Source organism: Streptomyces sp. NPDC047108, assembly GCF_040643575.1.
GTDB lineage: Bacteria > Actinomycetota > Actinomycetes > Streptomycetales > Streptomycetaceae > Streptomyces.
Map to the genome: position 1 here is coordinate 43,324 of NZ_JBEYUP010000026.1, position 19,576 is coordinate 62,899.

The window sequence follows — 19,576 nt, forward strand, 5'->3', positions numbered from 1 at the left end:
GGGAGCAGCAGATGCTCGACGCGGCGGTGACGACCTTCGCCCGGTGCGGCTACGGGAACGCCTCGATGGACGGGATCGCCGAACGCGCCGGCATTTCCAAGCCCTTGGTCTACCTCTACCTCCATTCCAAGGAAGAACTGTTCGCCGCCTGCATCCGGCGGGAGGCGGAGGCGCTGGTGCAGGCGGTGCGCGACGCGGTGCTGCCGGGAGACGGCACCCCGCCGCGGCAGCCCGCGCAACAGATGTTGTGGGACGGGCTCACGGCCTTCTTCTCGCACACCGCCGAACACCCGGACGGCTGGGCCGTGCTGCACAACCAGGCCCGCAGATACGGGGAGCCGTTCTCGGCCGATGTGGCGGCGATGCGCGCCGAGATCGTCGCATTCGTCACCCGGCTCATCGCGGACGCGGCGCGGGAGACGGCGTGCGCCACGGCGAAGGGCGGGGAGGCACGGCATACGCCGTCCAGCAGTGGTGGCGCGGAAGGCGGCACGGTGCCCTTCGTGGAGGTGGAAGCCGAGGCCGACGAGCTGGCCGAGCGCGAGATCGCGGGTCTAGCGCACGCACTCGTCGGGGCGGCGGAGTCGCTGGCCGCCTGGGCCAACGACCGTGGCGGCGACCGCCCTTCGGCCAAGGAGACGGCGGGCACGCTGATGAACTTCGCCTGGGCGGGCCTGGAGAACCTCACGAACGGGCAGCGCTGGAGCCCGCACCGGTAGCCCTGCCGGTCCGCGCGCCGTTCACGGCCGGACCTGCGGCAGCGTCACCTCGCCCCTGACGTGGAGGCGGCCGGGGTCGTCCGCGGAACGGAGTTCGAAGGCCGGGCCGTCGGCCGCGTACGCGGTCGCCGACGGGAGCAGCACCGGGCTGCGGAACTCGGCTCGTACGGTGACCTCGTCGGCCGACGCGGCGTCCGTCTCGGCGACGCAGCGCGCGAACGTCCACATGCCGTGGGCGATGGCGCGGCGGAACCCGAGCGGGCGGGCGGTCCAGGGGTGGAGGTGGATCGGGTTGTAGTCGCCGGACACGGCGGCGTGCCGCCGTCCGAGGCCGGCCGGCAGACGCCAGGTGGCGCGGTGCGGAAGCGTCCCCTCCGTCCGCGGCTCTCCCGTCCGGGGCCCCTCCGTCAACGACGCCTCCGTCCGAGGCTCTCCCGTCCGGGGCCCGTCCGGGACGGCGTTGGCGCGGTCCGTGGAGGCGACCGGTCCTCGTGCCAGGTACGTGCTCAGGTCCCGCCAGACCGGCACCCCTTCCCGCCGCGCCTCCGTGACGATCACCGCCTCAGTACCGCGCCGGTGGGGCCGCAACTCCTCGGCGTGAACGGACAGTTCGAGCACGTCATCCGCGTTGAGCCGTGTCCGCTGCGTGATCTCGATGGACGTGTGGACCAGGCCGAGCAGCGGGAGCGGAAAGGCCCGGGACGCCATCAGCCGGGCCGCGAGCGGGAAGCCCAGGACGTGCGGATAGGTGAGGGGCAGCCATTCCTCCACGGCGGGGGAGCCGGAAGGCGGTCCGGGCCGATCGCCGGGTCGGCCCCTGGCTGGATGCGCGGACGGGAGGCCGCGGGCAAAGCCGCAGACCTCGGCGTACGCCGCCAGGCGCCGCCGGTCGGTCCGGACCCCGGGCACCACGAGCCGGGTGCGGGGAAGGACCGCGTCCCGGCGCGGCCGTTTGCCGAGCCCTGTCAGCACCCCCACGGCGAGCGCGGGCACCAGCCGCGGCACGCGGGCGAGGCGCCGGACGTCCTCCCCGCCTCGGCCCCCGGAGCCGTCCTCGCCCCGGCACTCGAACCCCGCTTCGTCCCTGGTGTCGTCCCGCACGCCGCCGTCACGCTCCCAGCAGGCTCTGGCCGCAGACCCGTACGACCTGCCCGTTGACGCCGCCCGACGCGGGGTGTGCCAGCCACGCCGCGGTCTCCGCGACGTCGACCGGAAGTCCGCCCTGGGCAAGGGAGTTCATACGGCGCCCGGCCTCGCGGATCAGCAGCGGTACGGCCGCGGTCATCCTCGTCTCGATGAAGCCCGGCGCCACCGCGTTCACCGTGACGCCGTGCTCGGCGCGGGCCCGCGGGGCCAGGGAGCGGACGAATCCGATGATTCCGGCCTTGCTCGCCGCGTAGTTGGTCTGCCCGGCGTTGCCCGCGATGCCGCTGATCGACGCCGTGGCGACGACGCGGCCCGAGCCGCCCCGCAGGGTACCCGCGGCGAGCAGCCGGTCCGTCGTCCGCAGGACGCTGCCGAGATTGACGTCCAGCACCTGGTCCCAGCGGTCGGCGGCCATGTTCGCCAGCCGCCGGTCGCGCGTGATGCCCGCGTTGTGGACCAGGACGTCGAGCCCTCCCGGTACGGCGGCGGCGATGCGTTCGCCCGCGTCGTCCGCCGTCATGTCGACCGCGAGGGCCGTACCGCCCAACCGGTCGGCCAGCGCCGCCAGTTCGTCCTCCGCCTGCGGCACGTCGAGGCAGACCACGTGGGCGCCGTCGCGCGCCAGGACCTCGGCGACCGACGCGCCGATGCCGCGGGCGCTGCCCGTGACCAGGACCGTACGACCGGCCTGTGGACGGTCCGGCTCGTACGCCTCGCCCCCGGCGCCGTACGTCGCGCGCCTGGTGCCGTATGCCTCGCCCCCGGCGCCGTACGCCTCGCCCCCGGCGTCCACCTCGATCACCTGGCCGCTGACGTAGGCGGACCTGGGGGAGAGGAGGAAGCGGAGTGTGGATTCCGCGGCGGGCGCGGCGGAAGGCGCCAGGCGCACGAGCTGGACCGTGCGCCCTCCGCCCGTCTCCTTGCCGAGGGAGCGTACGAACCCTTCGAGCGCCTGCTGGGCGGCCGCCTGGTGGTGATCGGCCGGATCCGGCGCCGCGCCGACCACGATGATGCGTCCGCCGCCCGCGACCCGGCGCACGACGGGATGGAGCGCGGCGTGCACCTCGCCGAGTGCGCCGGTGTCGCCGACCCCGGTCGCGTCCACCACGACAGCCGCGTACGACAGGTCCGGCTGTGCACGCCCATGGACCTCCAGGCCGGTCCGCGAGAGGATCGCGGCCAACTCCGCGCCCTGCGCGGGCTCGGCCACGGGCAGGTGGAGCAAGGGGCCGGTGAGGGCAGGGTGCTGCGCCGACCACCGGTGCAGGGGAGCGGGCCGGGGCAGTCCGAGGCGCTGGGTGAGGAACCGGCCGGGAGCGCTTCCGGCGAAACGAAGATAGCGATCGGCCATTGGCCAACTCCTCACCCTGCCGTAAATTTACTTCGCGGTAAGGTTACTGCTGGGTCAGGAGCTGGTCGAGATGAGCTCTCACGCGCACGGTCCACACCGGGATTCCCGCGCCCAGGACGTACCCACAGGAGACGTGGCCACAGGAGACGTGGCCGGCGGGGACGCGCCCGCCACCTCCCCCGCGCCCACCGCGCCGCGCACGACGGATCCCGTGTCCGGCAGCAGCCTTGCGCCCGGTACGGACACGGCCCCCGCCACCGAAACCGTCTGCGCGGCGGGAGGCCAGGGGGTGACCGCTGTCCTCGAACGCCCCTGAGTCCGCGCGACCGTCGCACCCGTACCAGGGGTGACCGGCCGCGCACCCCGCCGGCCCGGTCCGCCGCCCGACAGCACTTACGACACTCGACGCGCTCACGAAGCATCCGTGACCGCATCGCCGCCGTACTGACGACCGACGCCGCTCGCACACCCCGCCGACAGCACCACCGCCCCGCCGAGACGCATCACCCGCCGACGCAGGACACGCACCACGCAGGACACGCATCACCCCGCCAGCCCCCACGCTCCCGATTCGCTCGCACCACCCAAGAGACGAGGAGCCGCTCGTGTCACGCCAGGAATCCGCACCGCCGTCACCCGCCACCGCCACCGGAAGCACCAGCACCGGAATCACCGCGGGGCCCGGCCCTGCCCCCGCCCCCGTGCTCGTCCCGCCGCAGAAGTCGGTCGTGGACGGCGTCGTGCGCGAGGTGTCCGTCCCCCCGTTCGTACCGACCGTCGCCAAGGGATCCGTCGCCGACATCCCCTTCGACAACGCGGCCGAGGCCCCGGCCGATGTCGTGCTCAGCCGGAAGCAGCCGGACGGCACCTGGCGGGACGTGACCGCCGCCGAGTTCGCCGCCGAGGTGCTCGCCACCGCCAAGGGCCTGATCGCGCACGGTCTCCGCCCCGGCGACCGGCTGGCCATCATGGCGCGCACGACGTACGAGTGGACTCTCCTGGACTTCGCCGCCTGGGCCGCGGGCCTGATCCCGGTCCCCATCTACCCCACGTCGTCCGCGAGTCAGGCCGCCTGGATCATCCACGACTCCGGTGCGGCGGCCTGTGTGGTGGAGAACGTCCAGCAGACGCGGCTGATCAGCGGAGAGCGCGCGGGACTGCCCTATCTGGCACACCTCTGGCAGCTCGACGCGGGGGCGGTCTCCCAGCTCGCCTCGGCCGGCCGGCACGTCACGGACGAGGAGGCGGCAGCCCGCCGTGCCTGGCTCGGACCCGAGTCGATCGCCACCCTCATCTACACATCCGGCACCACCGGCCGCCCCAAGGGCTGCGTCCTGACGCACGGCAACTTCTTCGCCGAGGTGGACAATTCCATCGAACTGCTCCACCCGGTCTTCAAGTCCGTGTCCAAGGAGCCCGCCTCCACTCTCCTCTTCCTCCCGCTGTCCCATGTCTTCGGACGGATGGTCGCGATCGGCTGTCTGCGCGCCCGCGTACGGCTCGGTCACGCCCCGAGCATCCAGACCGACGACCTCCTCGGCGATCTCGCGGGCTTCCGGCCGACCTTCCTGCTCGCCATCCCGTACGTCCTGGAGAAGGTCTTCAACACCGGCCGGGCCACGGCCGAGAAGATGGGACGCGCGTCGTCGTTCGACCGCGCCGCCAAGATCGCCCGGCGTTACGGGGAGGCCCTGGAGGCGCAGCAGCACGGCACGGGACGCGGGCCCGGCCCCGGCCTGCGTGCCGCCCGCGCGCTCTACGACCCCCTTGTCTACCGCCGCATACGGGCCGCCCTCGGCGGCAGGGTCAAGTACGCGGTCTGCGGGGGCTCGCCGCTCGGCCACCGCCTGGCCGCCTTCTACACCGGCGCCGGCATCGAAGTCTTCGAGGGCTACGGGCTGACGGAGACGACCGCCGCCTCGACCGTCACGCCGCCCCTCAAACCCCGGCTCGGCACGGTCGGATGGCCGCTCCCGGGCACCGGCGTGAGGATCGCGGACGACGGTGAGGTGCTGCTGCGCGGTGCCCACATCTTCTCGGGCTACTGGGACGCGTCCATGGCCACCGCCGTACCCGCGACGAGTGGTGGCTGGTTCCCGACCGGCGATCTCGGGGCGCTGGACGAGGACGGCTACCTCACCATCACCGGGCGCAAGAAGGAGCTGATCATCACGGCCGCGGGCAAGAACGTGGCCCCCGCGCCCCTGGAGGACCGGCTTCGCTCGCACCCCCTCGTCGGCCAGTGCATCGTGATCGGCGACAACCGCCCGTACGTCACCGCGCTGATCACCCTCGAACCGGACGGGCTCGCGCACTGGCGGCAGATGCGGAAGAAGCAGGACCTGCGGATCGAGGAGCTGGTGCACGACGCGGAGCTGCTGGCGGACGTCCAGCGGTGTGTGGACGACGCCAACGAACTCGTCTCGCGGGCGGAGTCGATCCGCCGCTTCATCGTGCTGCCGGTGGACTTCACCGAGGACCGGGGGCATCTGACGCCGTCGATGAAGCTGAAGCGCGGGGTGATCATCCGGGACTTCGCCCCCCAGATCGAGGCGCTGTACGCGAAGCGGCAGTAGCCGGGGCGGAGCGCGGGGCAGGTGCGTTCTCGCGCACCCGCCCGGCCCTCCGTCACTCCGCCCCGCCTGCGGCCCGGTACGTCTCCGCCCCCTCCCCGCCCGCGGCCGTCCGGTACGCGCCCGGCGTCGTGCCCGTCCAGCGGCGGAAGGCGCGGTGGAAGGCGGTGTCCTCGGAGAAGCCGAGCCGCGCCGCCAGCTCGGCGATCGGTTCCCGCCCGCTCGCCAGCGCCGCGATCGCCGCGTCACGCCGCACCAGGTCCTTCAACTGCTGGAAGGACGTGGCCTCTTGATGCAGCCGGCGCCGCAGCGTGGAGGGGCTGACCGCGAGGCGGGCCGCGACCTCCGCCGCCTCCGGGAGCCGGGCGGGACCGCCGCCCCGCAGGGCCGGTACGAGCACCCGGCGGACCTGTTCGGTCACGGTCGTCCCGTAGTCGTGGCGGCTGAGCAGGGCGGCGGGTGCCCGGCGCAGCAGCTCCCGGAGCGAGGACTCGTCCTGGACGACGGGGGCGGCCAGCCAGCGGGCGTCCACCGCGGCGGCGGTGCGCTCGGCGCGGAAGCGCACCGGGCAGCCGAAGAGCAGGTCGTACTCAGCGCGGTGCGGCCCCGCGGGCGCGGGGTGGGCGAACTCGGCGCGCAGGAGCGGGATACGGCGCCCGACGAGCCAGCTCGAGAGCCGGTGCCAGACGACGAGCAGGCACTGGGCGACGAAGCGGTCCTCGTCGTGGGAGAGGTCGTTGCGGACGACGCACACGGCCTCACCGCCAACGCCCGCGGCCTCACCGCCGACGCCCCCGGCCTCGCCGCGGCCGGTGCCCGCCTCCCCCGCCGGGGCGTGCCGCTCCAGGGAGAACCGGGGGCCGCACGGAAAGAGCCCGTAGAAGCGGAAAGCCCGTTCCGTGGCGGCGCCGAGGTCAGGGCAGCCCAGCGAGGCGCAGCACATCATCGCGAACGTGCCGGGTCTGCTGGGCGCGGCGCCGAGGCCCAGGAACTCGTCGCCGGTGGCGGTGTACACGGCCCGGATGAGCCCGGTGAACTGCTCGGGCGTGATCCGCGCCCGGTCGTCGCGGAGCAGCAGGGGCGGGATCCCGGCCTGTTGCAGCAGCGGTACGGCGTCGATCCCCGCGCGCCGGGTGCCGCGCAGGACGGCGCGCGCGTGGTGCACCGTGATCGTCCGCCGGTTCGGCATCGAGAGCGGCTCCGTGGGGGTCCGGGGGCTTCGCGGCTCCGTTCGGGCTGCGGGGGCCCGTCGGCCGGTCCCCCGTGATGTCCGTGGGCTGCGGCTCCGCTGCTCACCTGGTCGCGGTGAGCGGTGAAGCCAGTCGTGCTGACGCTTCCCGTCATGCCTGCCCGCCATGCCGCTCCGTAGCGTCGTGCGCGCGCGTCGTACGACCTACGCCCCCGCGGGGCCCGCGCCCCGCACGACCGGAGGAGGCGCCATGTCCGCACGGCCCGAACAGCACGCACGGCCCGAACAGTCCGCACGGCCCGAAGAGTCCGCATGGCCCGAACAGCCCGCCACACTCGCGGAGTTCGCCGAATGGATCGCCGACCGCTTCGGCGATCTGCCCGCCCTGCGCTTCCGGCGCGGAGACGGCTGGGCCGGCCTGACGTACGGGGAACTGCGCGACACCGTACGGGCTGTCGGCCGCGGACTGATCGGCGAGCTGGGGGTGCGGGCGGGCGACCGGGTGGCGATCCTCGGCGAGACCCGCCCCGAGTGGACGTACGCGCACCTGGCGGTGCTCGCAGCGGGCGCGGTCGCCGTCCCCGTCTACCCGACCGCGGGGGAGGAGGAAGTGGCCTGGGTGCTCGGCGACTCCGGGGCCGGCGTGATCCTCTGCGAGGACGCGGCGCAGGCCGCGAGGATCGCCCGCATCCGCGGCCGCCTGCCCGCGCTCCGGCACGTGCTGCTCATGTCCGGCGCCGCGGACGCCGCACCCGCCGACGCCGCGGACGCCGCACCCGCCGACGCCCCGGGCGCCGCCCCCGACCACGCATCGGGCGGTGCCGCTCTCGACATGAGCCCCCTGCCCGGTCCCGCGCCGCTCGCCGACCTTCTGGCCCGCGGCGCGGCCGTCAAGGCCGGCGACCTGGCGTCCATCGTCTACACCTCCGGCACCACAGGCCCGCCCAAGGGCTGCCGCCTCACCCACGGCAACATCGACGCCGTCTGCGCGGGCACGCTCGGACTCACCGACGGCGGCCCGGGCGACCTCACGTACCTCTACCTACCGCTCGCCCATCTCTTGGCTCAGCTCGTGCAGTTCAAGGCGCTCCTGCGCGGCGGGACGCTCTGCTACTTCGGCGGGCGGACCGAGAACATCCTCGCCGAGCTGGCCGAGGTCCGGCCGACCCATCTGCCGTCCGTGCCGCGGCTGTTCGAAAGGTCCACGCGGGCGTCCTGGCGGCGGCCGAGTCGCAGGAGGGCGGTCGCGACCGCTTCGAGGCCGCCGTACGGCTGGGCGTGCGGGTCGCGGAGGCGCGCGAGCGCGGCGAGGCGCTCCCGGAGGAGACGTCGGCCCGGTGGCAGGAGGCGGACCGCGCCCTCTTCGCCCGCGTCCGTGCGGCCTTCGGCGGCCGTCTGCGCTGGGCGCTGACCGGCGCGGCGCCCATCGCCCCGCAGACCCTGGACCTTCTGCGCGCCTCCGGCATCGCCCTCTTCGAGGGGTACGGGATGACGGAGTCGGGCGGCGCCGTCGCGCTCAACCACCCGGGCGCGGTCCGGTACGGGACGGTGGGCCGGCCCATGCGGGGCTGCGAGGTGCGGATCGCCGAGGACGGCGAGGTGCTGGTCCGCGGCGCCAACGTCTTCCCCGGCTACGAGGGCAACGACGCGGCCACCCGCGAGACGGTCGACGCGGACGGCTGGCTGCACACCGGCGACCTCGGCGCCCTGGACGCCGACGGCTTCCTGACCATCACCGGGCGCAAGAAGGACCTGATCATCACCTCCTCGGGCAAGAACCTGACGCCCTCGCTCGTCGAGTCGGCGATCCAGCAGTCACGGTGGATCTCCCGCGCGGTGATGGTCGGGGACCGGCGCCCGTACCCGGTGGCCCTGTTGACGCTCGACGCGGAGGAGATCGCCGGATGGGCGCGGCGCGAGGGCGTGGACACCGGCGGCCGCCCGGCGCGCCACCCCGCCGTGCGGGCGCTCTGCCAGGAGGCGGTGGACGCGGCGAACGCCCGGGCCGCCCGCCCCGCCCGCATCCGGGCCTTCGCGATCCTCGACGAGGACTTCACGGTGGCCTCCGGCCTGCTGACCCCGACCCTGAAGCTGCGCCGCGCGGCGGTGTCCGAGCGGTACGCGACGGAGATCGCGGCCCTGTACGAGCGGGACTGAGCGGGGCGCGAAGTCTGGAAGGACGCAGCCCGGGCCCGCATCAGAGCCGCCCTCCGCCCGGACCGCGGGACAAACCGGGCGGAGGGCGGACAATGGAGAGGTGGAACGGTCTCCGTCCCGCGCCGTGCACTGTCACGCGTACGCCTGGGTCGGGCCCCGCTGGCTGTTCGACAAGGAGGACGAGCGGCGGCCGGAGTTCGAGGCTGCCTTCGCGGCGTCGGAGGTGACGCCCCTCCGCGTCGTGGAGTGGCTGCGCAAACCCCGCCGGATGATCCGCTCCACCTTCACCGATCCGGCGGAGGCGGCCGCGTGGATCAGGGCCCGCGCGGGGGACGTGCTGCCGGATCTGCTGCACCCGGAGGACGCCCGGTGGCCGCCGCTGGACCGGCGCGAGAAGGACGCGGTGGACCTGCTGAGCCGGGGCGGGGACGTCGTATGGGGCTTCTACCTGCGGGACGGGCGCTTCGCCTCGTACGCGCTCATCTCCTGCCCCAATCGGCTGGACCCCCGTCTCGCCTGCCCGGAGCGGTGACGCTCACGGAGGCGGGGGCAGCCGTGCAGAGCGGTGACCGTGACCTGACACCCGGACCCCGCCGAGAGGCCCCGCACCACAGGCGCACCACGGGCCCACCACAGGCGCATCACGGGCCCACCACAGGCAGGAGCCCCGCTTCCCCACCGTGGTGGAGGAGCGGGGCTCCTTGGGTACTGCTTTGCTGGTTCTGCGATCAGGCAGGGGTGACGTTCTCCGCCTGCGGGCCCTTCGGGCCCTGCGTGACGTCGAAGGTCACGGTCTGGTTCTCCTCCAGGGAGCGGAAGCCAGACGCGTTGATCGCGGAGTAGTGGACGAAGACATCGGGGCCGCCGCCGTCCTGGGCGATGAAACCAAAGCCCTTCTCGGCGTTGAACCACTTGACGGTTCCGGTAGCCATAAGCCCTCCTTGGGCCAAAGGGTTGCCCTGCTCCAGAACCTGCAAGAAGTCTGAAAACTACAAAAGCCTGCGGCGTCACATGCTCCGCAGGCTCTGTACTGCAAGGGAAACCAAACTGCAACTTGCCGTGAGAGTAGCACGGGGCGTTCTCGCCGAGGAAGAGGTGAAGATCACCCAGGGGGCGGGTTTTGTCGCCGCGACACGTCTCTCACCTGCACGGTCACGCGCGGTGACGCGCGGCCTCCGGGGGCGCCGCGGCGTGGCGCGGCCCTGGCATTCGGGTGAATCCGCCGCCCGCCGCGGTCCGGTGCGCACCCCCTGCGCCTCCGCCCCGCCGGGGACCGATTTCGCGCCACGCCGCGCTGTATGCGCCCCCGCGCGCGGGACGCGGCGCCGCCGGGTCTAGCCTCCCGATGTGGAGAATCCAGACCGCGCCGCCGACGGGGGCAACACCCCTGCCGCCGACGGCCACCGCCGCAGCCGGCCCCGGGTCGGCCACATCCAGTTCCTGAACTGCCTCCCCCTCTACTGGGGCCTCGCGCGTACCGGCACCCTCCTCGACCTCGAGCTGAGCAAGGACACCCCCGAGAAGCTCAGCGAACAGCTCGTCCGCGGCGAGCTGGACATCGCCCCCGTCACCCTCGTCGAGTTCCTCCGCAACGCGGACGACCTCGTCGCCTTCCCCGACCTCGCCGTCGGCTGCGACGGCCCGGTCATGTCCTGCGTGATCGTCTCCCAGGTGCCCCTGGACCAGCTCCACCGCGCGCGGGTGGCGCTCGGCTCCACCTCGCGTACGTCCGTACGCCTGGCGCAGCTGCTCATCGCCGAGCAGTACGGGATCGAGCCCGAGTACTACCGGTGCCCGCCGGATCTGGGGCTGATGATGCAGGAGGCGCAGGCCGCCGTCCTCATCGGTGACGCCGCTCTGCGGGCCTCCCTGCACGACGCTCCCCGCCTCGGCCTGCAGGTCCACGACCTCGGGCAGATGTGGAAGGAGTGGACGGGGCTGCCGTTCGTGTTCGCCGTCTGGGCGACCCGTCGCGACTACCTCGCCCGGGAGCCGCGGATCGTGCGCCAGGTGCACGAGGCGTTCCTCGCGTCCCGCGACGTCTCCCTCCAGGAGGTCGCCAAGGTCGCCGAACAGGCCGCGCGCTGGGAGTCCTTCGACGAGGCGCTGCTGGAGCGCTACTTCACCACGCTGGACTTCCGGTTCGGGCCCGAACAGCTCGCGGGCGTGGCCGAGTTCGCGCGGCGGACGGGCGACACGACCGGCTTCCCGCCCGACGTACGCGTCCGGCTCCTGCCCCGGCCGGAGACCGGTCCGGAAACCGAGGCGGGGACCGGTCCGGAGACCGGGAGCGAGGCGGCTTCCGTGGCGGGCGCGCAGTCCGTCCCGGGCGCTTCCGGCGCCCGCCGGGACGCCGATCCGGTCGCTCCCTGACGCCGCTCCCCAGCCTCTAAGCTGTCGGCACGCCGCAGGAGCACATCCGGGCGAGCGGAGGGGGGACCGCAGGCATGCATCCGCTGGGAGCGGACGATCCGCGCGCCATCGGCCCGTTCCGGCTGCTGGGCAGGCTCGGGGCGGGCGGCATGGGCCGGGTCTATCTGGGGCGCAGCACGGGTGGCCGTACGGTCGCGGTGAAGGTGGTGCATCCCCACCACGCGGGCGAGCCGGAGTTCCGCGCCCGCTTCCGGCGCGAGGTGGAGTCCGCGCGCCGGGTCGGGGGCGACTGGACCGCGCCGGTGCTCGACGCCGACCCCGAGGCGTCGCTGCCCTGGGTCGCGACCGGCTATGTGGCCGGTCCCGACCTCAGCCGTGCCGTGTCCGACGTCGGCCCGCTGCCCGCGCACACCGTACGGACCCTGGGTGCCGGACTCGCCGAGGCGCTGGCCGCGGTGCACGCGCTCGGCCTCGTGCACCGCGACGTCAAACCGTCCAACGTCCTGCTGACCGTGGACGGTCCGCGGCTCATCGACTTCGGCATCGCGCGCGCCACCGACGGCACGGCCTCGCTCACCTCCACCGGTGTCTCCATCGGATCGCCCGGCTACATGTCGCCCGAGCAGATCCTCGGTCACGGGGTGACGTCCACGTCCGATGTCTTCTCGCTCGGCGCGGTCCTGGCGTTCGCGGCGGCGGGCGAAGCGCCGTTCCCCGGCGACAGTTCGGCCTCCCTGCTCTACAAGGTGGTGCACGAGGAGCCGGAGTTGGGCGCCGCGCTGACGGGCGACCTGCGCGACCTGGTCATCGCCTGCCTCGCCAAGGACGCCGCGGCCCGGCCCGCCCCGCGCGATGTGGCGGAGCGGCTGGGCGGCGGGACCGGCGCGCAGGGGCTCGTACGAAGCGGGTGGCTGCCGGGGCCGCTGGTCGAGCAGCTGAGCCGGCGGGCCGTGGAACTCCTGGACCTGGAGGCGGAGTCCGGTGCGTTCCCGGACGGTACGGAGCCGGGCACGGGTGCGGGTTCGGGGCAGGACGGTGCACGGGCGGACGGTGGCGGGCCGGGCCGTTCGGGCCCCGTGACCCTGCAGCCCTCGGAGTTCCCGTCCGCGGAACCCGGGCCGGGCAACGGCGCCGGCCCCACATGGCCGCCCGCGCCCGCGGCGGCGGGGGTGTACGGACCGCCGCACCCCTCCTACGCGGACGTGCCCGCCGCACCGGAAGCGGCCAACGGGCGCGCGGGGGACGGCGGTCGGGGGCTGTCCGTCTCCGCCACGGCCACCGCCGTACCCGCGCCTGACGGGACCCGCGGTGGGCGACGGCTGAGCTGCACGCTCGTGCTGTCCGTGGCCGCCGCTCTCGCGGTCGCCACCACCACCGCGTACCTCCTCGGCCTCATGCCGGGCACCGGGGGCGAGCGGGACAACGCGGCCGACAGCGCGGGCAGACCGTCGGCTTCGGCGTCCCGGTCCCCTTCCGCCGCCCCGGCCACCGTGCCCACGGCGTTCATCGGCACCTGGCAGGGGGACCTCACCTCCGAGAACGGCATCCCCGGCGGCCTGATGACGATCACCATCGAGCAGGGCGAGGTGGGCCAGAAGGTGGGGTCCGGCGACATCCGGCTCGCCCCGCTGAGGTGCCGCAGCCTCTGGCGGCTCGTCACGGCGCGCCCCACCGAACTCGTCCTGGACTCGCGCTTCGAGGAGACCGAGGGCCAGGCGCTGTGCAGCCAGGGGTCCACGGAGGAACGGCTCACCCTGCGGCCGGACGGCACGCTCCGCTACGCGGCGAAGGACGACCCGGCGGGCAACCCCACCGGGACGCTGCGTAAGCTCGCGCGGCCCACGCCCGACGCGAGCTGACACGCGCGGGCGGGGACGAGCACGGGGGCGGGGAGAAGCGAGGTGGGACGCTCGGCACGCCCGGGCGCCGCAAGGCCGCACCGCGCGGCGGGACATCGAGGAACGCGAGGAACGTACGTCTGGGCCGCCGGTCTCGCCGCGACCGTCGCCACGGCCGTCCTGCTCGTGCTCCTCCTCAGCGCGCTCGGCCGTCGCCGGAAGGACGGTCCGGAGGACGGCCGGGAGGACGCCGGGCGGGACGCGGCACGGGCAGGGTGAGCGGCGGCGGTCCCGTTCCCCGTGGCCGCGGAGTGCTGGCGTACGCTGGGGCGGTCGTCACGTACCCCTGTCGGAAGGGACCGGTACCGGTGAGCGAGAGCGCCGACCTTCAGTCCGTCCTCGACCGCGCCGCTTCCGGTGGTCGCATCACGCCCGAGGAGGCGCTCGACCTGTACCGGTCGGCGCCGCTGCACGCCCTGGGCTCGGCAGCGGACGCCGCGCGCCGCCGCCGCTACGCCGGCACCGAGCACATCGCGACGTACATCATCGAGCGGAACATCAACTACACCAACGTGTGCGTGACGGCGTGCAAGTTCTGCGCCTTCTACGCGCCACCGAAGGACACCGCGAAGGGCTGGACGCGGGACCTGGACGACATCCTGGGGCGGTGCGAGGAGACCGTCCGGCTCGGCGGCACCCAGATCATGTTCCAGGGCGGCCACCACCCGGACTTCGGCGTGGAGTACTACGAGGAGCACTTCTCCGCCATCAAGAAGGCGTTCCCGCAGCTCGTCATCCACTCCCTCGGTGCCTCCGAGGTCGAGCACATGGCGCGTATCTCCGGGGTCACCGCGGAGGAGGCGATCCGCCGGATCCACGCCGCGGGCCTGGACTCGTTCGCGGGCGCGGGCGCCGAACTCCTCCCCGCCCGGCCGCGGAAGGCCATCGCCCCGCTCAAGGAGTCCGGCGAGCGCTGGCTGGAGATCATGGAGCTGGCGCACGGCCTCGGCGTCGAGTCGACCTCCACCATGCTCATGGGCACCGGCGAGACCAACGCCGAGCGGATCGAGCACATCAGCATGATCCGTGACGTCCAGGACCGTACGGGCGGCTTCCGCGCGTTCATCCCGTACACCTACCAGCCCGAGAACAACCACCTGAAGGGCCGGACGCAGGCGACGATCTTCGAGTACCTGCGGATGATCGCCGTCGCCCGCCTCTTCCTCGACAACGTCGCCCACATCCAGGGCTCCTGGCTCACCGTCGGCAAGGAGGCCGGGCAGCTCTCGCTGCACTACGGCGCCGACGACCTCGGCTCGGTGATGCTCGAGGAGAACGTGGTCTCCTCGGCGGGTGCCAAGCACCGCTCCAACCGCATGGAGCTGCTGGAGCTGATCCGCGCCGCGGGCCGTGTCCCGGCGCAGCGCGCCACCACGTACGAGCACCTGGTCGTGCACGACGACCCGGCGAACGACCCGGTCGACGACCACGTGGTCTCCCACCTCTCCTCGACCGCGATCGAGGGCGGAGGGGTGGCGCGCAGCGCCTCGGTCGAGGGCGGGACGGCGCACCCCGAGCTGAAGCTCATCGAGGCCAACTGACGCTGCGGTGCTGACCGTTCACGTCGCGGACGACCTCTGGCCGGGGCCCGGCACGGAGGTCGTCCGCTGCGGCGCGGTGGCCGTCGAGGGAACGGTGATCGCCGCCGTCGGCCCGTACGAGCAGGTGACGGCGGAGCGCCCCGGCGCCCGGATCCGGCGCTGGCCGGGGCTGTTGACGCCCGGCCTGGTCAACCGCCGGGCCGGACGGCTGCTGGAGGCGGTGTACCACCCGGACCCGCGCGAGGCGGACGACCTGGGCACCGAGCCCGTGACCGACGCGGCCCTGGCCGGCGCGCGGCTGGGCGCCAGCGCGCGGCGCGGCATCCAGCGGATGCTGGCGCACGGGACGACGGCGGTGGCGGGGGAGTTCCGGGCGCCGGAGGTGCGGACAGCTCTCGCCCGTGCGGGGATGACCGTCGTCGGCGGCCCGGGCACCGACGCCTCCCTCGCGCCCTCGCTCGACCCGCTGGCCGGCGGGGTGGGCGACGAGGTCTTCGCGGGGGTGCTCGCGCCGGGCGGACGCGCGGACTTCGCGGTGTTCGCCGTGGGAGCCGTGGACGACGCGGGGGATGACACCACGGACGCCGTCACCGGGTCCGGAGGCGATCCGCGGCAGGCGCTCGCCGCGCGCGGGGCGGGGACATGCGTCGCCACGGTCCTGGGGGGCCGTCTGGTGTACCGGGGCCGATAGGCCAGAATGGGCCGCGTGACCCGAGCCTCCCTGGACAAGCAGCCGCAAGAAGTCGCCGCGATGTTCGACGACGTGGCGGCGAACTACGACCTCACGAACGACGTGCTGTCCCTGGGCCAGGCCCGGCTCTGGCGCAAGGCCGTCGCGCAGGCCGTAGGAGCCCGCCCGGCCGAGCGGATCCTGGACCTCGCCGCGGGCACGGCCACCTCCTCGCAGCCCTTCGCCGCCGCGGGCGCGTACGTCGTCCCGTGCGACTTCTCGCTCGGCATGCTGCGCGAAGGCAAGCGGCGCCACCCGCACATGCCGTTCACGGCCGGCGACGCCACGCGGCTGCCCTTCGCCGACGACGCCTTCGACGCCGTCACCATCTCCTTCGGACTCCGCAACGTGCACGACACGGACGCCGCGCTGCGCGAGCTGCTGCGCGTGACCCGGCCGGGCGGCCGGGTGGTGATCTGCGAGTTCAGCCACCCCACATGGGCGCCGTTCCGCACGGTCTACACCGAGTACCTGATGCGTGCCGTGCCGCCGGTGGCCACCGCGGTCAGCAGCAGCCCGGACGCGTACGTCTATCTCGCCGAGTCGATCCGCGCCTGGCCGGACCAGCCCGGCATGGCGGCCCGCATGCAGAAGGCCGGCTGGTCGAAGGTCGCCTGGCGCAACCTGACCGGCGGCATCGTCGCCCTGCACCGCGGGTACAAGGCGTCGTAGCGGCGGGGGCGCGCGGGACCGCCCGCCCCGGGCCGCGTCTCAGGAAGACGCGGCCTGGCGCCCCACCGGCAGGCCGCGCGGCTCCTTGATCCGCTTCATCACGATCTGCGAGTTGACCTCCGTCACGCCGGGCAGCGCCGTGATCCGCTCGATCCACAGCCGCTCGTACGCGTCGATGTCGGCGACCGCGATCCGTAGCAGGCAGCCGGGGCTGCCGAAGAGCCGGTACGCCTCGACGACGTCCGGAAGCTCGCGCAGGGCGTCCTCGAACGCCTCGACCGTCTCGCGGTCGCGCCGGACCTCCACCGAGACGAGCACCTCGAACCCGCGGCCGACCTTCGTCGGGTCGACCACGGCGCGGTAGCCGCGGATCACCCCGTCCTCCTCGAGCTGCCGTACGCGGCGGAGGCACGGCGAGGGGGTCAGGCCGACGCGCAGAGCCAGTTCCTGATTGGTCAGGCGCCCGTCCTTCTGCAGCTCGCGCACGATATTCTGATCAATCCTGTCCATGTGAGCAATTATCTGCCACACCTGGACCGGTGTGTGTGAAATTCCGCCATCCCATTGCAACCAGAAGTCCCTATTCTTGCTCGAAAGCGATCGGGGGGCGGAACAGAGCGGAAACGCGCCGGGGAGAAGGTGAGCAGGGCATGCGAAGGATCGTCGTGGTGACCACGGGCGGGACAATCGCCAGCCGCTGGCAGGGCAACGGCTACGCGGCCGACGCGGCCGGGCGGGACGTCCTCGCCGTGGCGGCGGTGCCCGAGGGCGTCGAGACCGAGATCGTCGACCTGTTCACCGTGAACAGCCCCCGGCTTACCACCGCCCACCAGCTCGCGCTGCTCCGCGCCGTGCACGACGTCCTGGAGGACTCGTCGGTCGACGGCGTCGTCGTCACCCACGGCACCGACACCCTGGAGGAGTCGGCCTTCCTGGTCGACCTCCACCACCACGACCGCCGTCCGGTCGTCTTCACCGGGGCCCAGCGCCCGCTGGAGGCCGTCGACGGCGACGCCTCCGGCAACCTCTACGACGCGCTGCTCACCGCCGCGAACGTCCAGGACCTCGGCACCCTCACCGTCTTCGCGGGCCGGATGCACGCCGCCCGCGGCACGATGAAGACCCAGACGATCGCCTCCGACGCGTTCGCCGACCCCTCCAACGAGCCCGTGGGCAAGGTCGGGTTCGGCCGCGTCCACGTCCTGCGCACCCCCGAGCGCTCCAAGGCGCTCCCGCTGCCGTCCGTGGACACCACCCTGCCGCGCGTCGACATGGTCATGCACCACGCGGACGCCGACCCGCTGCTGCTGGAGTCCGCGGTGGAGGCCGGGGCGCGCGGCATCGTGCTCGTCGCGGCCGGTGCGGGCAACGCCACCCCGGAGTTCGCCGCCGAGGTCGAGCGCGCCGTCTCCCGCGGCGTCCTCGTGGCACTGACGACCCGGGTCCCGGCCGGCCCGGTCACGCCGATCTACTCGGGCGGCGGCGGGGCCGTCGACCTCATCGCGGCCGGTGCCGTACCGACCGGCACACTGCGCGCGGGCCAGGCCCGTATCGCCGTCCTCTCCTCGCTGATGGCCGCGGAGAAGCCGGACGAGCAGACCGACATCCTGCGTCGCATCGCGGAACCGGACGAGGCCGTCTTCGCGGCCCGGGCGTCCTGACCGCACTCCGACTCCGGACGGCCCGCCGCGTCGCCGAGACCGCGGCCGGCCGTCCGGGCCTCACCGGCGCGCACGGGACCACCGGCGGGTGGGCGAAGCGGGCGTTCTAAACTGCGAGCGTCCGCCGTCTTTCCGCCGAGAGCACCAGGAGTGCCGACGTGCCCGACACCGCCCGCAGCGAGCGCAGTGCCGATGTGATCGTCGTGGGAGCCGGGCCCGCCGGCTCCACCACCGCCTACTACCTCGCCAAGGCCGGACTCGACGTCCTGCTCCTGGAGAAGACGGCGTTCCCCCGCGAGAAGGTCTGCGGCGACGGCCTCACGCCCCGCGCCACCAAGCAGCTCGTCTCCATGGGCATCGACATCTCCGAAGAGGCGGGCTGGCTGCGCAACAAGGGCCTGCGCATCATCGGCGGCGGCGTCCGCCTCCAGCTCGACTGGCCGGAGCTCGCCTCGTTCCCGGACTACGGACTCGTCCGCAAGCGCGACGACTTCGACGAGCAACTGGCCCGGCAGGCGCAGAAGGCGGGCGCACGGCTGCACGAGCGGTGCAACGTCGGCGCGCCGATCATCGATCCGCGTACGGGCCGCATCACCGGCGTCGAGGCCAAGCTCGGCGAGGAGAAGACGCCGGTCACCTTCCACGCGCCGCTCGTCGTCGCGGCCGACGGCAACTCCACCCGGCTGTCCCTGGCGATGGGGCTGCACCGGCGCGAGGACCGCCCCATGGGCGTGGCCGTTCGGACGTACTTCACCTCGCCCCGGCACGACGACGACTACCTGGAGTCCTGGCTGGAGTTGTGGGACCGGCGCGGCGAGCAGGACCGGCTGCTGCCCGGCTACGGCTGGGTCTTCGGCATGGGCGACGGCACCTCCAACGTGGGCCTGGGCGTCCTCAACACCTCCGCGGCGTTCAAGGAGCTGGACTGGCGCGAGGTGCTCAAGGCCTGGTGCGCGTCGATGCCCGAGGAGTGGGGCTACACCCCGGAGAACATGACCATCCCGATCCGCGGGGCCGCCCTCCCGATGGCGTTCAACCGCCAACCGCACTACACCAAGGGCCTGTTGCTGGTCGGTGACGCGGGCGGTCTGGTCAACCCGTTCAACGGCGAAGGCATCGCCTATGCGATGGAATCCGGCCAGATCGCGGCCGACGTGATCGTCCAGGCGCACGCGCGGGCGACCCCGACCCAGCGCGAACTGGCCCTGCGCGCCTACCCGAAGATCCTCAAGGAGACCTACGGCGGCTACTACACGCTCGGCCGCGCGTTCGTGAAGCTCATCGGCAACCCGAAGGTCATGAAGGTCGCCACCGAGCGCGGCCTCACGCACCCGCTGCTGATGAAGTTCACGCTCAAGATGCTCGCCAACCTCACCGACCCGAGGGGCGGCGACGCGATGGACCGCATCATCAACGGCCTGAGCAAGGTGGCCCCGAAGGCCTGAGAACCCGCGAAGGCCTGAGAACCCTCGCGGGCCTCGGAATCCGCGACGGTCCGAAGAACCCGTCGGTCCGAGCCGGGCCGGCGGGCCCGTGAAGGCCCGTGAAGGCCCCTGAGGGCCCGCG

Annotated in this window: 18 protein-coding genes; 13 read left to right on the forward strand and 5 right to left on the reverse strand. The window is 73.6% G+C overall.

Translation table 11 applies throughout. The annotated features are described in order from the left end of the window. Nucleotides 1–11: 11 nt before the first annotated feature. Nucleotides 12–719 (forward strand): TetR/AcrR family transcriptional regulator, encoded by a 708-nt coding sequence (locus tag ABZ822_RS30210; protein ID WP_360861228.1) that lies wholly within the window; start codon nucleotides 12–14, stop codon nucleotides 717–719. A 21-nt stretch (nucleotides 720–740) separates the two neighbouring features. On the opposite strand, the gene ABZ822_RS30215 is transcribed toward ABZ822_RS30210, so the two are convergent. Both ABZ822_RS30215 and ABZ822_RS30220 read right to left on the reverse strand, forming a co-directional pair. After that, entirely contained in the window at nucleotides 741–1,712 is a 972-nt protein-coding gene (locus ABZ822_RS30215) for a MaoC/PaaZ C-terminal domain-containing protein (protein WP_360861230.1), read from the reverse strand. 115 nt (nucleotides 1,713–1,827) lie between these two features. Then, entirely contained in the window at nucleotides 1,828–3,216 is a 1,389-nt protein-coding gene (locus ABZ822_RS30220) for a 3-oxoacyl-ACP reductase (protein ID WP_360861164.1), read from the reverse strand. Between the two features lie 133 nt (nucleotides 3,217–3,349). Here ABZ822_RS30220 and ABZ822_RS30225 point away from each other — a divergent pair, with 133 nt between their 5' ends. Both ABZ822_RS30225 and ABZ822_RS30230 read left to right on the forward strand, forming a co-directional pair. Further along, the gene (locus tag ABZ822_RS30225) at nucleotides 3,350–3,532 is read left to right on the forward strand and encodes a hypothetical protein (RefSeq protein ID WP_360861166.1); all 183 of its coding nucleotides are present in this window, start codon (nucleotides 3,350–3,352) and stop codon (nucleotides 3,530–3,532) included. Nucleotides 3,533–3,917: 385 nt separating this feature from the next. Beyond that, complete coding sequence (locus ABZ822_RS30230; RefSeq protein WP_360861232.1) at nucleotides 3,918–5,792, forward strand: AMP-dependent synthetase/ligase; 1,875 nt, start codon at nucleotides 3,918–3,920, stop codon at nucleotides 5,790–5,792. A 52-nt stretch (nucleotides 5,793–5,844) separates the two neighbouring features. Here the strand turns inward: ABZ822_RS30230 and ABZ822_RS30235 are convergent, their stop codons facing one another. Continuing rightward, nucleotides 5,845–6,978 (reverse strand): AraC family transcriptional regulator, encoded by a 1,134-nt coding sequence (locus tag ABZ822_RS30235; protein ID WP_360861168.1) that lies wholly within the window; start codon nucleotides 6,976–6,978, stop codon nucleotides 5,845–5,847. A 250-nt stretch (nucleotides 6,979–7,228) separates the two neighbouring features. On the opposite strand from ABZ822_RS30235, the gene ABZ822_RS30240 reads away from it, so the two are divergent. The 3 genes from ABZ822_RS30240 (at nucleotide 7,229) to ABZ822_RS30250 (ending at nucleotide 9,667) form a co-directional block, all read left to right on the forward strand. Continuing rightward, nucleotides 7,229–8,389 (forward strand): AMP-binding protein, encoded by a 1,161-nt coding sequence (locus ABZ822_RS30240; protein ID WP_360861170.1) that lies wholly within the window; start codon nucleotides 7,229–7,231, stop codon nucleotides 8,387–8,389. A gap of 14 nt (nucleotides 8,390–8,403) precedes the next feature. Then, the gene (locus tag ABZ822_RS30245) at nucleotides 8,404–9,135 is read left to right on the forward strand and encodes an AMP-binding protein (RefSeq protein ID WP_360861235.1); all 732 of its coding nucleotides are present in this window, start codon (nucleotides 8,404–8,406) and stop codon (nucleotides 9,133–9,135) included. A gap of 100 nt (nucleotides 9,136–9,235) precedes the next feature. Beyond that, entirely contained in the window at nucleotides 9,236–9,667 is a 432-nt protein-coding gene (locus ABZ822_RS30250; protein ID WP_360861171.1) for a hypothetical protein, read from the forward strand. A 196-nt stretch (nucleotides 9,668–9,863) separates the two neighbouring features. Here the strand turns inward: ABZ822_RS30250 and ABZ822_RS30255 are convergent, their stop codons facing one another. Beyond that, complete coding sequence (locus tag ABZ822_RS30255) at nucleotides 9,864–10,067, reverse strand: cold-shock protein (protein ID WP_030620150.1); 204 nt, start codon at nucleotides 10,065–10,067, stop codon at nucleotides 9,864–9,866. A 415-nt stretch (nucleotides 10,068–10,482) separates the two neighbouring features. Here ABZ822_RS30255 and ABZ822_RS30260 point away from each other — a divergent pair, with 415 nt between their 5' ends. From ABZ822_RS30260 to ABZ822_RS30280, 5 genes are all read left to right on the forward strand, one after another. Next, nucleotides 10,483–11,508, forward strand: coding sequence for a menaquinone biosynthesis protein (locus ABZ822_RS30260; protein ID WP_360861173.1), 1,026 nt, complete (start codon nucleotides 10,483–10,485; stop codon nucleotides 11,506–11,508). 74 nt (nucleotides 11,509–11,582) lie between these two features. Beyond that, the gene (locus ABZ822_RS30265) at nucleotides 11,583–13,367 is read left to right on the forward strand and encodes a protein kinase (protein ID WP_360861175.1); all 1,785 of its coding nucleotides are present in this window, start codon (nucleotides 11,583–11,585) and stop codon (nucleotides 13,365–13,367) included. Between the two features lie 347 nt (nucleotides 13,368–13,714). Then, entirely contained in the window at nucleotides 13,715–14,947 is a 1,233-nt protein-coding gene (gene mqnC, locus ABZ822_RS30270) for a cyclic dehypoxanthinyl futalosine synthase (RefSeq protein ID WP_360861177.1), read from the forward strand. A gap of 7 nt (nucleotides 14,948–14,954) precedes the next feature. Then, entirely contained in the window at nucleotides 14,955–15,638 is a 684-nt protein-coding gene (locus ABZ822_RS30275) for a hypothetical protein (protein WP_360861179.1), read from the forward strand. Between the two features lie 15 nt (nucleotides 15,639–15,653). Further along, complete coding sequence (locus tag ABZ822_RS30280) at nucleotides 15,654–16,349, forward strand: demethylmenaquinone methyltransferase (RefSeq protein WP_360861181.1); 696 nt, start codon at nucleotides 15,654–15,656, stop codon at nucleotides 16,347–16,349. Nucleotides 16,350–16,388: 39 nt separating this feature from the next. Here ABZ822_RS30280 and ABZ822_RS30285 read toward each other — a convergent pair whose 3' ends face one another. Beyond that, nucleotides 16,389–16,859 (reverse strand): Lrp/AsnC family transcriptional regulator, encoded by a 471-nt coding sequence (locus tag ABZ822_RS30285; protein ID WP_360861183.1) that lies wholly within the window; start codon nucleotides 16,857–16,859, stop codon nucleotides 16,389–16,391. 140 nt (nucleotides 16,860–16,999) lie between these two features. Between ABZ822_RS30285 and ABZ822_RS30290 the strand changes: the two genes are divergently transcribed. Both ABZ822_RS30290 and ABZ822_RS30295 read left to right on the forward strand, forming a co-directional pair. Beyond that, the gene (locus ABZ822_RS30290; protein WP_360861185.1) at nucleotides 17,000–18,010 is read left to right on the forward strand and encodes an asparaginase; all 1,011 of its coding nucleotides are present in this window, start codon (nucleotides 17,000–17,002) and stop codon (nucleotides 18,008–18,010) included. Nucleotides 18,011–18,168: 158 nt separating this feature from the next. Beyond that, on the forward strand, nucleotides 18,169–19,455 hold the full coding sequence (locus tag ABZ822_RS30295; RefSeq protein ID WP_360861187.1) for a geranylgeranyl reductase family protein: 1,287 nt from the start codon (nucleotides 18,169–18,171) through the stop codon (nucleotides 19,453–19,455). Nucleotides 19,456–19,576 lie beyond the last annotated feature (121 nt).